Annotated in this window: 16 protein-coding genes and 1 pseudogene; 11 read left to right on the plus strand and 6 right to left on the minus strand. The window is 49.0% G+C overall.

Translation table 11 applies throughout. The features are described from left to right. Positions 1–2: 2 nt before the first annotated feature. The 3 genes from ABNN70_RS04645 to ABNN70_RS04655 all read left to right on the plus strand — a co-directional run bounded on the left by ABNN70_RS04645 (position 3) and on the right by ABNN70_RS04655 (position 1,676). Positions 3–227, plus strand: coding sequence for a hypothetical protein (locus ABNN70_RS04645; protein WP_353948886.1), 225 nt, complete (start codon positions 3–5; stop codon positions 225–227). Positions 228–306: 79 nt separating this feature from the next. Continuing rightward, positions 307–1,185 carry an NAD(P)-dependent oxidoreductase gene (locus tag ABNN70_RS04650; protein ID WP_353948887.1) on the plus strand — a complete coding sequence of 293 codons (879 nt, stop codon included), beginning with the start codon at positions 307–309 and terminating at the stop codon, positions 1,183–1,185. Between the two features lie 116 nt (positions 1,186–1,301). Beyond that, positions 1,302–1,676: a DUF423 domain-containing protein gene (locus ABNN70_RS04655; RefSeq protein WP_129928463.1), complete on the plus strand. Its 375-nt coding sequence runs from the start codon at positions 1,302–1,304 to the stop codon at positions 1,674–1,676. A 48-nt stretch (positions 1,677–1,724) separates the two neighbouring features. Here the strand turns inward: ABNN70_RS04655 and gerQ are convergent, their stop codons facing one another. From gerQ to hemQ, 3 genes are all read right to left on the minus strand, one after another. Then, positions 1,725–2,264 (minus strand): spore coat protein GerQ, encoded by a 540-nt coding sequence (gene gerQ / locus ABNN70_RS04660; protein WP_353948888.1) that lies wholly within the window; start codon positions 2,262–2,264, stop codon positions 1,725–1,727. 42 nt (positions 2,265–2,306) lie between these two features. Then, a complete protein-coding gene (locus tag ABNN70_RS04665; protein WP_353948889.1) occupies positions 2,307–2,729 on the minus strand; it encodes a cell wall hydrolase in 423 nt (140 codons plus the stop codon). 432 nt (positions 2,730–3,161) lie between these two features. After that, positions 3,162–3,908, minus strand: coding sequence for a hydrogen peroxide-dependent heme synthase (hemQ, locus tag ABNN70_RS04670; RefSeq protein ID WP_353948890.1), 747 nt, complete (start codon positions 3,906–3,908; stop codon positions 3,162–3,164). A 230-nt stretch (positions 3,909–4,138) separates the two neighbouring features. On the opposite strand from hemQ, the gene pta reads away from it, so the two are divergent. Next, complete coding sequence (gene pta, locus ABNN70_RS04675) at positions 4,139–5,131, plus strand: phosphate acetyltransferase (protein ID WP_129928459.1); 993 nt, start codon at positions 4,139–4,141, stop codon at positions 5,129–5,131. A gap of 92 nt (positions 5,132–5,223) precedes the next feature. Here the strand turns inward: pta and ABNN70_RS04680 are convergent, their stop codons facing one another. Then, positions 5,224–5,355, minus strand: a complete 132-nt coding sequence (locus ABNN70_RS04680) for a hypothetical protein (protein WP_353948891.1) — start codon at positions 5,353–5,355, stop codon at positions 5,224–5,226. Positions 5,356–5,383: 28 nt separating this feature from the next. Then, positions 5,384–5,860 carry a hypothetical protein gene (locus ABNN70_RS04685; RefSeq protein WP_353949378.1) on the minus strand — a complete coding sequence of 159 codons (477 nt, stop codon included), beginning with the start codon at positions 5,858–5,860 and terminating at the stop codon, positions 5,384–5,386. Between the two features lie 905 nt (positions 5,861–6,765). On the opposite strand from ABNN70_RS04685, the gene ABNN70_RS04690 reads away from it, so the two are divergent. From ABNN70_RS04690 to ABNN70_RS04720, 7 genes and pseudogenes are all read left to right on the plus strand, one after another. Further along, positions 6,766–8,076 carry a transposase family protein gene (locus ABNN70_RS04690; RefSeq protein WP_353947737.1) on the plus strand — a complete coding sequence of 437 codons (1,311 nt, stop codon included), beginning with the start codon at positions 6,766–6,768 and terminating at the stop codon, positions 8,074–8,076. A 288-nt stretch (positions 8,077–8,364) separates the two neighbouring features. Beyond that, a complete protein-coding gene (locus ABNN70_RS04695) occupies positions 8,365–9,324 on the plus strand; it encodes a type II CAAX endopeptidase family protein (RefSeq protein ID WP_353948892.1) in 960 nt (319 codons plus the stop codon). A 91-nt stretch (positions 9,325–9,415) separates the two neighbouring features. Further along, positions 9,416–10,192 carry a hypothetical protein gene (locus tag ABNN70_RS04700; RefSeq protein ID WP_353948893.1) on the plus strand — a complete coding sequence of 259 codons (777 nt, stop codon included), beginning with the start codon at positions 9,416–9,418 and terminating at the stop codon, positions 10,190–10,192. 39 nt (positions 10,193–10,231) lie between these two features. After that, the gene (locus ABNN70_RS04705; protein WP_353948894.1) at positions 10,232–10,609 is read left to right on the plus strand and encodes a GntR family transcriptional regulator; all 378 of its coding nucleotides are present in this window, start codon (positions 10,232–10,234) and stop codon (positions 10,607–10,609) included. Next, positions 10,606–11,297: pseudogene (locus ABNN70_RS04710) on the plus strand (ABC transporter ATP-binding protein). The gene ABNN70_RS04705 and the pseudogene ABNN70_RS04710 overlap by 4 nt, the downstream one beginning before the upstream one ends. Next, the gene (locus ABNN70_RS04715) at positions 11,287–12,225 is read left to right on the plus strand and encodes an ABC transporter ATP-binding protein (protein WP_129928454.1); all 939 of its coding nucleotides are present in this window, start codon (positions 11,287–11,289) and stop codon (positions 12,223–12,225) included. Before ABNN70_RS04710 ends, ABNN70_RS04715 begins: the two are co-directional and overlap by 11 nt. Beyond that, complete coding sequence (locus ABNN70_RS04720) at positions 12,222–13,178, plus strand: ABC transporter permease (protein ID WP_129928453.1); 957 nt, start codon at positions 12,222–12,224, stop codon at positions 13,176–13,178. Before ABNN70_RS04715 ends, ABNN70_RS04720 begins: the two co-directional genes overlap by 4 nt. Positions 13,179–13,237: 59 nt before the next feature. Here ABNN70_RS04720 and ABNN70_RS04725 read toward each other — a convergent pair whose 3' ends face one another. Next, positions 13,238–14,593 (minus strand): amino acid permease, encoded by a 1,356-nt coding sequence (locus ABNN70_RS04725; protein ID WP_353948895.1) that lies wholly within the window; start codon positions 14,591–14,593, stop codon positions 13,238–13,240. Between the last annotated feature and the right edge of the window lie 329 nt (positions 14,594–14,922).

Here is a 14,922-nt window from a genome sequence, read left to right on the forward strand (position 1 = left end):
AGGTGCCCATTCATTTTTCAGAAGCCGACCAGGCAGCCTATTTTTACTATACAGACGACAGTGGCAGGAACCATGTGGTCTGGTTTGAAGATACACGCAGTCTGTTTGCAAAAGTACAGATTGTTGCAGATCGCCGGCTTGGCGGAATTGGTACCTGGCAGATCAATTTCGCCATGCCGCAGTATCCGTGGGTATTTACACACCTTCTGCAGATCCGGAAAGTCTGAGCTGCCTGCATATGACGTGAAAACGTGAGCCGTTCATGCTATCGTTAATTTTGGAACGATAACAAGAACAGGAAAGCGAGTGGTAGCGATGGCAGTGCAGACGATTGGCTTTGTCGGAACCGGAGTAATGGGCAAGGGCATGATCCGCAATCTGATAAAGGCGGGTTATACTCTTCAGATATTTAATCGAACGAAAAGCAAGGCGGACGATCTCATTGCAGAAGGTGCCGCCTGGAAATCGAGCCCGGCGGAAGCTGCTGAGGGAGCCGATGCGGTCATTACGATGGTCGGGTATCCTAAGGATGTCGCTTCCATTTATTTTGATAACGGGATCATTGATCATGCCGAACCGGGAGCTTACTTAATTGACATGACCACTTCATCCCCTCAACTTGCGGAAAAAATTTATCAGGCAGCCGCGGAAAAAGGTCTGCACGCACTGGACGCACCGGTTTCCGGCGGTGATGTCGGTGCAAAGAACGGCAGCCTGTCGATCATGATCGGTGGTGATCCGGAAGTTGCTGAGACTCTGGCCCCCGTCTTTCAAGTCATGGGGCAGAAAATCGTCTATCAGGGAAAGGCCGGTTCGGGTCAGCATACGAAAATGGCGAACCAGATTGCTATTGCCTCAAACATGATCGGCGTCGCTGAAGCGCTCAGCTACGCGAAACATGCGGGCCTCGACACAGACAAAGTGATGGAGAGCATTGAGACAGGAGCGGCCGGCAGCTGGTCGCTGTCCCATCTCGGGCGGCGGATGCTGAAGGGAGATTTTGCTCCCGGCTTTTATATTAAACATCTGATCAAGGACGAACGGATTGCTCTCAAATCAGCAAAAGCCATGGGACTTGACACTCCGGGACTGGCTTTGTCTGAAAAAATCTACAATGAACTGGCTGAAAAGGGCGAGGAAAACAGCGGCACTCAGGCGATTTATAAAAAATATCTGAGTGAATAACGCATTCCGGCAGCAGGACGCAAAAGGGCGGAGCTGCTGCTGGTTTATTGAGATCATGAGGACAAAGTTCACCTGGCTTAATGAAATATAACATTGAAAAAACAGGAGTGGAAAAAATGAAGTTCTTTATTGCGCTCGGCTCAGCGCTTGCTTTCCTGTCTGTAGCCCTTGGTGCCTTCGGTGCCCATGTCTTGAAGGACAGGCTGAGCGAGTATGATTTATCGGTTTTCCAGACAGGCGTCCAATATCAGATGTATCACAGTCTCGGCCTGATCCTGATCGCTATTCTGGCTATGACCGTCCTGCAGGGATCAGCAGGTCTGCTGCAGTGGGCGGGCTGGATGCTCACACTCGGCGTCGTGCTGTTTTCCGGGAGTCTCTACGTGCTCAGTCTCAGCGGAATCAGGGTTCTCGGTATGATCACACCATTCGGCGGTGTTGCTTTTCTGGTCGGATGGCTTCTTGTTGTTATTGCTGCTGTGAAGAGCTGAAACGAAAAGAGCCGGAACGGGCGGTTATCCGAACAGGCTCTTATTTTTTCACCTGTCCTGCGGGCCAAACGGATAGCTGTAATCGACCGGCCCTGTAAAGGTGATATAGTTGACGAAAACCATTGGAATCAGAGAGCGGACGGTAGTTTCCTCATCTTCAATAATGACGTGATCACGTCCTGCTGCCTCCAGCGTACCGGTAAATGTTCGCGCTGTCCATTCGGGATTTCCTTCAAAGGTGGCGTAGACCGTCACCTGTTTTCCAAGATTCAGCCGCAGGATATTTTCAATATACGACTGCTCCACAAAGCCCGGTGGAAAGCCAGCCTGCCCGGGAGGTGTCTGTGGCATCTGCTGTGGTGGCTGCGGCTGCCCGGCAGGCGGGACAGGGATGGTGTAAGAAGGGAATGGATAAGGAAGCGTCTGCGGCTGGGCCGGCGCGCCTGTGGGCGGAACGGACTGTCCCTGGAAAGGGAACGACCCGGTTCCCGTCTGCTGACGGAAGGCTTCCCATCCGGGTGCCTGACCATTTTCCGGATTATTGAAGACGCCGTATGGCCAGCTTTCTGGCTGATAAGGTGTACTCAAATGGATCACTCCTCAAAAATATGATGAAAATACCCCGCGTGCTCAGTAAACCTGCGGACAGTCGGCCTGTGAAGGAGAAAAAAAGCAGTGGGATTTGAAACGACCTGTGTTCCACTGGTTAAACCATTGAGCAGGGCATGCACCCGGAGGCTGAAAGAACCAGAGACTGTTTGTTGCGGGATTAAATCGTTCACCATTCAGCACACGCTGTGCCAGACGCCGATCCTGCGTCCGGGCAGCCTGGTAAAAGTAACCCTTCTGTGTTGCTTCAAATCCTCCGGGGCTCTGAAATACCATCTGCTGGATTGTCCGGATATTTTCAAAATCCAGACAGTTTCCGAGTACACGGTTAACCCCGACATTGCCGACCATCAGCATGCCGAGCTGCCCGTCTCCTTCGGCTTCCGCCCGCATCAGTCGGGCAAGAAGTGAGATATCACTGGATACATATTGAATGGCGGGCATAATTAAGCCGCCTCCTTTTTTCTGGTTCTCTCCCCGGATAAAACATAGCAATACATTAAACCGTATGCACGATAAAGCCTATCATGACAAAAAAGTCGACGTGCCCGACCGGACACGCCGACTTTTCAGTACGCCGGGCATGGACGACAGCCCGGCGCCACGGTATGCATGAAAAAAATGAGCAGAGAAGACGCACCCCGCTCTCTTAATCAGTTAGCCCTTTTTACAAAATGATACGGCTTCAACTGACGAATAGGGGCATGAAGTCCAAATATGGAATTCAGTCAGTCAGATGAGCCATAAGATTCAAAAAGTGAACGAACCCCCTGAAGTTGGACAACAACATTCAACTTCAGAGGGTTTGACAATGGCCAGGCGTGCCATTGATTTTAAGGAGAAAGTAATTGGTGAGTCTTTCGAAGGGACAGGATGTTAAAAAACAAGCATTCTGTAGAATCGATCCTTGTCAAGACGCGTTCCGACATAGAATGATCCGAATACGCCGTAACGCGCACTCGCCTCATCAAATCGCATCTCGTAGACAATCTTCTTAAACTGAAGCGCATCATCGGAGAACAGCGTCACGCCCCATTCCCAGTCATCAAGTCCTGTCGAACCGGTAATAATCTGATGAATTTTTCCGGCATAACTCCGACCAATTTTGCCATGACTGCGCATCAGCACTTTACGATCTTCCATCGGGAGCATATACCAGTTATCTCCATGCGTCCTCTTTTTGTCCATTGGATAAAAGCAGAAATAGGACGTTTTGGGTAATACAGGATACAATCTCTTCTGAACCCGCGGGTCAGCGTATGGATCCCCGCCGTCCTTGCCAAGGTAGTTACTTAATTCGACAACAGACACAAAGGAATAAGCCGGCTTTGTGACTTCTGCCAGTTTGGATTTATTAAACTCTATTTCCAGGTCGCTGAGCTCGTCCAGTGTCGGTCTGAGCAGCATCAGTGCAATATCTGCCTTCTGCCCGACAATGGAATAGAAGGCATAGCTTCCTTTATGATCCTGCTCGTTTTCGTCCCACTGAGAGAGATAATGATTGAATTCCTGAACGGCATCCTGCTGTTCATTAATAGTAAGCGCCTTCCATTTTGACCAGTCTATCGTCCGAAAATCATGCAGACAGTACCAGCCATCCAGCGTCTCGGCTGCTTCCGCCATCCTTCAACACCTCGCCTATATACTCGTTCTGTTACCACTATAGCACAGCCAGCCGCCTGACTGCGACTGAATCGTTTTTTCACCTGAAGCAGGATTTGTCAGAAATTTTATTTTCATCTCTGTACCCTCTGAAATTGGTTTATACTAAAAAGAAAGGAATGATTTATTTAGAGAGCCGGATTGGCTTAAATATAGTAGGAACAAAACAATAACAGGAGGCGGACGGCACGATGGTTCAATTATTTGACAAGCTGAAAACCGAAGTGAAAGCAGGGAAACCGGCGATCGTTTTTCCGGAGAGTGACGATGATCGGATTGTAACGGCAGTCCGGAAACTGGCACAGGAAGAACTTATCCTGCCTGTTCTTATCGGCAGGAAAGAGGAAGCTGCTCAGGATATCCGGGCACTGGCGGAATCAGGAAAAATCCAGTTCAGACATCCGGAGACAGAACCCGATATGAACCGCCTGGTTGCCGCACTGGTTGCCCGAAGAAAAGGGAAGACCGATGAGGCACAGGCGAAAGAATGGCTCAGTGATCCCGGCTATTACGGCACGATGCTCGTTTATATGGGTGAGGCGGACGGACTGGTCAGCGGAGCCGCGCATTCAACCGCCGCCACCGTCCGTCCGGCCTTGCAGATTATTAAGGCACAGCCGGGCAAACACAGAATTTCCGGTGCATTTATCATGGTGAGTGAAGGGAAAAAATTTATCTTTGCCGACTGCGGAATCAACATCTCGCCGGACAGTGAAACGCTGGCGGAAATCGCCCTGGAATCAGCGGAGACAGCGAAACTCTTCGGTATTGATCCACGCATTGCCATGCTCAGTTTTTCAACAAAGGGGTCGGCCAAGGACCCGAGTATTGATAAAGTCACTGAAGCGGTTCGACTGGCAAAAGCAAAAGCTCCTGACCTCCTTATCGACGGCGAACTGCAGTTTGACGCGGCTTATGTCCCGGAGGTTGCTGCCCGGAAGGCACCGGAATCGCCGATCAAGGGTCAGGCTAATGTATTCGTCTTCCCAAACATTGACTCCGGAAACATCGGTTATAAAATGGTTCAGCGGCTTGGCGGTTATACCGCGGTCGGCCCGATCCTTCAGGGACTGAACAAACCGGTTAATGACCTGTCACGGGGATGCAGCGCCGATGACGTCTATAAACTGGCCGTAATCACAGCAAAACAGGGCCTGATTGTCCGTCAGAGTCAGAATGCCTGAATACGTAAAAAAATAAAAGCTGACTCAGCGTCGATGTTGATGTGTCGACGCTGAGTCAGCTTTTTTGCAGCGCGGCGCCGGAGATCCCCCCCCTACGAAACGGCTGGAAAAACGCGCAGCCGGATCTCAGGGACACCAGGGGCGGGGAAAGCCGGCTGACCACGTACATCGTCCCCTGCTTCTGCTGCAGGAAAGGCAGCCGGCACCGATGATTGCTTTTTCATGGGGAAACAGCCCCCTGAATTTGCAGAATTAGCTGTGTCCGGGGTGAAATCCTTCTTCAATCAGATATTCTTTTGCTTCTTTATACGTGCGGAACGTCCCGTCGAGCAGATCGCCGGCGTAGACATTCCACAGGTCATGTTCAAATACGATTTCAAGAGTCTGCCGCCTGTCGTTGATCCAGATCTCGTGATCGACCCCCCCTGCTGTGTGGGATTCATAGACCCCCTCCGGAGACAGCATGTGGATCGATTTCCGGATAATCGCGCGAAGTTCTTCTTCGGAAAAATCACGGATATTAACCATGCCCTTCTTGTCCGGTTCATAATCTTCAAGACCTTTTGCGTAGACGTAACCATTGCCGTTTGGATGCAGATGATAGACGACATTTTTCTTCTCCGCAGCACTTCCGGTATATTGAAAATTAACCCGTCCGAGTGAGACTTCTTTTTTCTCCAGTTCCGGGAATGACTCAATGATCGACAGTTTTTTCCGGTAATCAAGCATCAATAACGTTCAACTCCATCACTTTATTCGATTTCGGTTCATTATAGCATAACGGCACCCTTTCTTTAAAACGAGCTCATTGCGATGCGAGGACTATGGGTTTAATGTTTCGGTCCGAATCTATGAAAAGTTGGTCCGAATTCAAGAAAAGTTGGTCCGAATCCGTGGAAAGTCGGTCCGAATTCAAGAAAAGTTGGTCCGAATCCGAAAAAAGTCGGTCCGAATCCGTGAAAAGTTGGTCCAAATCCCGGAAAAGTTGGTCCGAAAAAGTTGGTCCGAATCCCTGAAAAGTTGATCCAAACCCGAAAAAAGTCGGTCCGAATCCCGGAAAAGTCGGTCCGAATCCGTGAAAAGTTGGTCCAAATTCGGAAAAAGTCGGTCCAAAAAAGTTGATCCGAATCCCTGAAAAGTCGGACCAAATCCGAAAAAAGTCGGACCAAATCACAGAAAAGTTGGTCCAAATTCGGAAAAAGTCGGTCCAAAAAAGTTGATCCGAATCCCGGAAAAGTCGGTCCAAACCCGGAAAAAGTTGATCCAAATTCGGAAAAAATTGGTCCGAATCCGTGAAAAGTCGGTCCAAACCCGGAAAAAGTTGGTCCAAAAAAGTTGGTCCAAATTCGGAAAAAGTCGGTCCAAAAAAGTTGATCCGAATCCCGGAAAAGTCGGTCCAAATTCAAGAAAAGCCGGTCCAAATCACAGAAAAGTTGATCCGAATTCCGGGAGCAGGAAAATCTCCGCTTATTTTACTTTTTGCTCTCAGGACAAAACATTTAAATAAAAATAGCAGCTCTGAGGAGTAAAAATTCTTCGCGATAAAATCAACAACAGCCCCCTAAATAATGCTATATATGAGATAATTTAACAGTAATAAATCCCATAATAGTGCTATTTTTTAGGAGGTTCTTATGATTACACGGAAAGAGAAACGAGAGCAGGAGAAGAACGTCAATTATTTTCTCGAGTTTCAGAAAATATGCCATCATTTCTTTAAAGGATTCACCAACAGGCTCAGAAAGGTCAAAGATCCGAGACATCAGAGTTATGTCACCTATGATTCAGACTTGATGCTCTGGATGATGATCCTGAAAAATGTCTGTCAGTTCACCAGCATGCGCAGCCTGAGCAACGGACTTAATCGTGAAGAATGTATCGATAACCTGCAAAAGATGCTCGCTACTCAGGAGCTTCATGAACTGCCCCACTATGACACGATCAACGATTTCCTGTCGCGGCTTGATCCGAAGGAACTGGAAAACATTCGCATCGGTTTAATCCGGGAGCTCCTCAAAAAGCGGTGTTTTGAGGCCGAACGGATCGAGGGGAAGTATTGGGGGATTATCATTGATGGGACCGGGCTTTTCCACTTTAACAAGAAGCATTGTGCACATTGCCTGAAACGCGAACATACCCACAAAAAGACCGGAGAAACCTGGACGGATTACCAGCATCACGTTCTGGAAGCCAAACTGGTCGTTGGGGACATGGTGCTGAGTATCGACTCGGAATTTATAGAGAACGAGCACGAGGACGTGACCAAACAGGACTGTGAACGTCGCGCCTTCGAGCGCCTGAGCACCCGATTGAAAGCGACCTTCAAGCGTCTGCCCATCTGTATCCTGGCGGATAGCCTATATGCGTGTGAATCAGTCTTTCAGCGATGTGAGGCTAACCGCTGGAAATACATGTTTCGCTTCAAAGCAGGCAGTATTCCGAGTGTGGCGCAGGAATTCGAGGCGCTGAAAGCGCTGAAGTATCGGGGACAATCTGCAACGACCTACTGGGTGAATGATATCGCCTACCAGGAAAGAAAACTAAATGCTCTGGAGGCTACGGTTCAGGAAAAAGAAAAAACACACACCTTTCTGTTTCTGACCAATCTGCCTATCACGGAGAAGAAGGCAGAGGTGTTGGTAGCGGTTGGGCGAAGGCGCTGGAAGATTGAAAATCAGGGGTTTAATCGACAAAAGCACGTACAGTACGCCATTCAACACGTGAACAGCCAGAATCATCAGGCGATGAAGAATCACTATCTTCTTACACAGATTGCGGATATTTTGATGCAGTTATATGAAAAAGGGTCAAAGCTGCTCCGTACGCAAAAAAAGACGGCAAAAGAAATATCCTCAGCCCTGTTAGAAGCGATTCGGACACGCAGATTAACAGAGGAGGATATGGCTAGCCTGGTGAAACCGATGCAAGTCCGGTTCACCGGTTAAGAACAGTATATCAGAAAGGGGGAATGCCAGGCAAAGCTACAGTCAAAAAAAATTAAAAAAGGCCATCAAAATTTGGCTTGTCCCTTTTTCAAAAAAAGCGGAAAAGCAGAATTGGAAATATATGTAAAATCAGATCAGCTATTCGCATGACACGGAGGGCCTCACAAAAATTTACTCCTCAGAGCTGTAAAAATAGGCTGAGAGTTGACAGCGGCGCGGGCAGAATGTTCCAATGAATAAAGTATATAATTTTTTCCGATTGATCTATTGCGGCGGGGGAGACAGGGCATGACTTTGGTAAAAAGGCGGCGGAAACTGATTAAGCGGCGGTTCAGAGGGCTTGGTGTATCCCTTATTTTTCAGGAAGCGCTGATGTTTCTGGTGGTTATTCTTTATTTCATCATCCAGATGATCGAAGCATTGATCAGAAACAGGGGCGTGCTCAATGAGGCAGTTCTTATTTCGCTGTCCGACACCATTGAGAACATCGGGACCCCGATGATTATCGCTGTAATGATCGCATTCATCCCGATTTTGATTTATCGGAATAAACAATTTTTCCGCCGGGATCTGCTGGCGACCGGGCAGAAGATGACGGTCAGAGCGGTCCTGCTTGGCTTTGTTTTTGTACTTGGGCTCAACATGATTCTGACACCGGTCATGGTCCCCGTCGAATGGCTGCTTAACCTCTTCGGTCTGACCACGAAGCCGTCTCAGGAAATTCTTGAAGGTTCGAAAACACTGAGTATGTTCCTGTACACCTGTCTGATCGGTCCGGTATTTGAGGAATTTCTTTACCGCGGTGCGGTACTCAGAAGTCTGGAGCGATTTGGCGCCGTTTTCGCGATTTCGGTATCGGCGCTTTTGTTCGGGATGATGCATGGCAATGTCATTCAGATTCCGATGGGGATCGGTGTCGGGCTGATTCTCGGTTTCCTTGCGTGGAAGTACTCGATTCGTCTGACGATCCTGATCCACATCGCCAACAATCTGGCGGCCGAGTTGTTCATGCGTCTTCCGGAGCAGCCCTGGTCGGCTCTGCTTTATTACGGCCTCTTTGCTCTGATCCTGGTGATTATGGGCACCGTTATATATAAAAAACGGCAGGCCATAAAAGCGTGGCTGTCCGCCTGGAAAAACAGGCGTCCGCAAAAATATCTGTGGCTTTACTTTTTTACTTCCATTCCATTTATTCTTTTGCTTCTGTCCAATATTCTGACCACAGTTCTCGGCATCGAGCGGCTGTAAAATTTTTTGCCGTCAGCATTGACACATTTTTACAACTAGTGTACTATGATACTAGTACAGTAATACCAATAAATGTGCTGGAGGTTTAACCATGACGGCCTGGAAAGCATTATTCAGAAAGGAACTACGGGTTGGCAGCCTCGGATTCATCATGATATTGGGCATCGAACTGGCTGTCATCATACTCGGGCTCTATCTTCAGATTCGCGGACAGCAGAAACTGGCTGTTTCCGTAACAGGTGTTTTTCTGATCGGGTGTCACTTTTTCTACCTTTTTGGCTATCTGATGATTAATGTTATTATCGAAAAAAAGACGCTGCATCTCTGGCTGAATCACCCGCTGCCCGGCTGGTCACTGCTGGCTGCCAAGCTGGCCGGCGGAGTCGTCGGCATGACCGTTTCACTGTTTATCGCCTGCATCTACACCTGGACGGGATTTATGATCTCCGGCCAGATGAACAACGTACCGGAAGGGTTGCACATTTACCGGATTGCAGCGGCTGCGATCTTTTTTCTGTACTGGGTCGCCATTTATGGAGGGATCACCTTCCTTCTGATCTGGCTGGCGTTCCGCTGCATGCGAACACGTGTCGGCAGAGCCGCCTGGCTGCTTATGATTTTCATTCTGGGTCTGGCTGTTTTCCTGATTGGAAAACTGACGCAGGCTGGTGTGACGACAGCACTTATGGACTGGGGGCCGCTTCCTGAACCGGCGTATCACTTCTTTGTCTCCGCCTCTTTAGCAAGGGAGCTGGACCTGTCGTCCATGCCAGTTTATCTGGGCAATTTTGTGGTCGACCTCGTCATCATGCTGATTTTTTACGGACTGTCTTCCTGGCTGCTGGATCGCAAAATGGAAGTGGGGTAAAACACATGAACCATAATTCTGTCAGGGGAGGGTTTACAGATGGCTGAGCCGTTCAACCCGGCAGTTCCTATTTATCTCCAGCTATGCGAGAGGATTGAGAATCAGATCATACGCGGGGAAATCGGCATCGGCGGGCGCCTGCCCTCTGTCCGCGAAATGGCAATTGATTCGGGTGTAAATCCGAATACCGTTCAAAGAACCTACCGGGAGCTGGAGGATATGGGGATTGTGGAGAAGAGAAGAGGACAGGGGACGTTTGTTACAGAGGATCAGGAGGTGCTGCGGCAGATGCGGGATGATCTGAAAGTGAAAAGCATTTCCCGTTTCGTCCGTGAAATGAAGGATATGGGCTGTACGGAATCAGAAATGCTGGAAGGGCTGCGGCATTATTTTGCAGAAAAGGAGGAGAAATTGTGATTCAGCTCGAACATGTTTCAAAGCGTTATCTGACAAAAAAGGCGCTGAAAGACATCAGTTTCCAGATTGAACCCGGACATATTATCGGTCTGATCGGCTCGAACGGCAGTGGAAAATCAACGACGCTGAAACTGATTTCCGGCCTGATCCGGCCAACAAAGGGGCTGGTGCTGGTCGATGGACAGATCGCGGATCGAAGGATTTGCACGAAAGTGGCTTATCTGTCCGAGCTGGACAGTTATTACTCCTTTTTTACCGTGAAACAGACGGTCGATTTTTACAATCAGACTTTCAGCGACTTCAACCGGAAAAAGCGGAAGATATGCTCGACTTTCTGAAACTGGATCGAGATCAGAAAGTAAAAAACCTCTCCAAGGGAAACCGTGGCCGGCTGAAAATTGTGGTGACGCTGGCCCGTAATGCACCGTACATCCTGATGGATGAACCGCTCTCCGGACTCGATCCGCTGGTCCGGCAGTCGATCGTCAGGAGTCTGATTTCATTCATTGATCTGGAAAAACAGACGGTTATCCTGACAACGCATGAATTACAGGAAATCGAACCGCTTCTGGATACGGTGATTCTGATCAGAAATGGGGAAATACTGGACACGCGGCGTGTTGAGGACATTAGAAGCAGGGAAAATATCAGTCTTACAGATTGGATGGTGAAAGCGTATGAACAGTAATGCGGCCCTTCAGAAGAAGCCTGCAGTGAAACTTGAACATGTCACAAAGAAGTTTGGCAGTAAAACGATTATTGACGATCTCAGTTTTGAAATTTATGGCGGTGAGGTATTCGGTTTTCTCGGACCGAATGGCGCCGGGAAAACGACAACCATCCGGATGATCGTCGGTCTGATGCGGATGACCAAAGGTAATATTTATATTCAGGGTCACAGCATCAGAGGGGATTTTAAAGAGGCGATACGCCAGATCGGGGCGATTGTTGAAAATCCGGAAATGTACCGGTTTCTGACCGGATATCAGAATCTGGTTCATTATGCCCGGATGGTCCCCGGGATTACACGGGAACGGATTCAGGAAGTTGTTAAAGTAGTCGACCTCGAAGACGCTATTCACGATAGGGTAAAAAAATACTCGCTCGGTATGCGCCAGCGTCTTGGCCTCGCACAGGCCCTGCTCCATCACCCTTCTGTCCTGATTCTTGATGAACCGACGAATGGTCTGGATCCGCAGGGGATTCACGACCTGCGCAAGTATCTCCATGATCTTTCCCGTAAAGAGGGCGTTGCGATCGTCGTATCCAGTCACCTGCTGTCTGAGATGCAGCTGATGTGCGACCGCATCGGCATTATCAAAAAGGGGAAACTGATCGGTGTCGAAAACGTCCATGATTTTGTTGAAGAGGGCGGAAGCAGCGTTCGATTCACGGTAGATGACGGCCGGATGGCGGCACAGATCGCCAAAGACAAATTGTCCATTGATGCCTCTGCCGTTGAAGCCAATGCCGTCGAGCTGACGGTGGCGCACGAGAAAATTCCGGTCGTCATCGATACATTTGTCACGGCTAAAGTGAAGATTTACGGCGTTGTCTCTGTGACCAGATCTCTTGAAGATCGGTTCCTTGAAGTGACGGGAGGGGAAGAAAATTGACTGATTTTTTCGGACTGATACGAAATGAAAATATGAAAATCTACCGCAGAAATGCAACAAAAGTGATGATCATTATTCTTCTTGGAATCATTCTGGCTGCAGGCCTGATCATTAAATTCAATCAACCCGAACCGAAAGAAAATAATCAATGGAAGCAGGAACTGATTCAGGAAAACAAAAGTCTTGCCGAACAGCAGTCGCAGGTCGGCGGCAATAAACAGGCAACCGATTATCTGAAAAAACAGATTGCCATCAACGAGTACCGGATCGATCATAATCTCGAACCGGCGCAGGGCGAAACGCTCTGGAAATTCGTTGAGAGTACGGCAACAAATGCCGTCATCCTTATCAGTATTTTTACTATTATCGTCGTGTCCACTTCAATTGCCAGCGAATTTGATACCGGAACAATTAAATTGCTGCTGATCCGGCCGATATACCGAACGGAAATTCTGCTGTCAAAATACATTGCATCTATATTATTTGCGATCTTCTGTCTGATTGTCCTCTTTATTTTTTCCTGGCTGCTGGGCGGAATCCTGTTCGGGTTTGGCGGAGCGACCGAAGCCCATCTGACCTATGCGGACGGCGTCGTCCATCAGACGAGCTGGACACTTGCCATCTTGAAAAGCTATCTGCTGAACGGCGTGTCGCTCATTATGATGGTGACGGTAGCCGGACTGATTGCTGCTGCCTTCCGTAACAGCGGCCTTGCGATCGGACTGTCGATCTTCATGATGATGGCTTCATCGATCATTGTGACTCTGCTCAGTGGTTACGACTGGGTTAAATATGTCCTGTTTGCCAACATGGATCTGTCGATATACACAACCGGAACGCCGGTCCGTGACGATATGACGCTCGGCTTTTCGCTGACGGTGCTCGCTGTGTACTATGTCCTGTTTGTTATAGCCGGCTGGCTGTTCTTTACCAAACGCGATGTAAAAGCTTAAAGAATAAAGGATTGACAAAAGCGTCCGGGGACCCCGGACGCTTTTTCTGCAAGTCCCGTCTATTCATTTGCCTGAAGTTTCCGGAGCCTGATCAGGTAAGCCAGGGCGAGAATCAGGAACCAGACCGGCGTCACAAAAAGGGCGACACGCGTATCGGCAGCAAGTCCGATCAGCACCAGAAGAAAAATAAAGAACGCAAGGATCACCCAGTTGATCCACGGGCTCAGCGGTGCCTTAAATTTAGATGCAGCGGCCAGATCCGGTCTCCTTTTTAAATAGATAAGATGTGAGACAAGGATCACGCCCCAGACCCAGATGAAGCAGATGGCACTGATACTCGTTACGAGTGTGAAGACAGAATCCGGCAGAAAATAGTTGAGTACAACGCCTGCGGACAGGGCCAGCGAGGAGCTGATCAGTGCTGTACCGGGAACGGAACTTTTCTCCAGCCGGGTGAAGCGCTTCGGTGCATGACCTTCACGGCCGAGCGCATAAAGCATCCGGCTCGTCGAAAAGAGCCCGCTGTTGCAGGCAGAAGCAGCCGCAGTCAGAACAACAAAGTTAATGATTCCGGCGGCTGCCGGAATCCCGACCAGTGAAAAGACGCGGACAAAAGGACTGCTGTCTGCGCTCAGGTCAGTCCATGGAATGATGCAGAGGATGACGAAAAGAGCGCCGATGTAGAAGAGCAGAACGCGGACGGGCAGACTGTTAATGGCCCGCGGCAGATTTTTTTCCGGATCAGCAGTCTCCGCCGCGGTGACCCCGACCAGCTCGATGCCGACAAAGGAGAAGACGGCCATCTGGAACCCGAGAAAGAATCCGTGAATGCCGTTGGGAAACAGGCCCCCGTGTATCCATAGATTCTGAACGGACGCCTGACCGGTATCTGACTGGAATCCGAGGAGCAGCATCAGCAGTCCAAGCAGGATCAGAGCAATAATTGTGATTACTTTAATCAGGGCAAACCAGAATTCAATTTCACCGAAAAGCCTGACCGTGAGCAGGTTGAGAATCGTTAAAATGATCAGGCACAGAAAAGCGGGAATCCACTGGGGAACGTTAAACCAGAACTGTATGTATTTGCCTACGGCCGTGATGTCGGCGATGGCGGTCATGATCCAGCAAAACCAGTAGGTCCATCCAGTGATAAAGCCGGCCCATGGTCCAAGATATGTCACGGCAATATCCGTAAATGTTGTGTTACCGGAGTGGGACAGGAGCAGTTCACCCAGTGCCCGCATCACAAAAAACAGGGCGAACCCGATAATCAGATAAGCAAAAAGGATGGACGGGCCGGCCAGATGAATCGCTTTACCGGATCCGAGAAACAGTCCTGTGCCTATCGCACCGCCGATCGCAATCAGCTGAATATGTCTGCTTTTCAGCTTCCTTTCTAAAGTCTGCTTCGCCACTTCATTTCCTCCCTGGTTGTTAAAAGAAGTTCGTTTTTCAATGATAGCAGATGTGAACGAAAAAATCTTTTTACGTCGGAACAGTGTTATGTTAAGACAGCACGATTACATCGGGTATGAGAGGTTCTGCTGTTGACGGAGGAACCTTCTTATGTCATTTAGCGTTGAACGTGCGGACTGATGCATCCGCCGACAGGGGTAAGAAGAGTGAATGAAAGACGGAAAAATCTGAAAGTGATGGGCGAGTCGCAGTCAGATGGTGGGACATAGTCATCGGTGACGGGTGTGATATTGAACGCATCGAGTATTCCGGAACGTATCGAGCGAGC

It is taken from the genome of Sporolactobacillus sp. Y61 (genome assembly GCF_040529185.1).
Taxonomy (GTDB): Bacteria; Bacillota; Bacilli; order Bacillales; family Sporolactobacillaceae; genus Sporolactobacillus.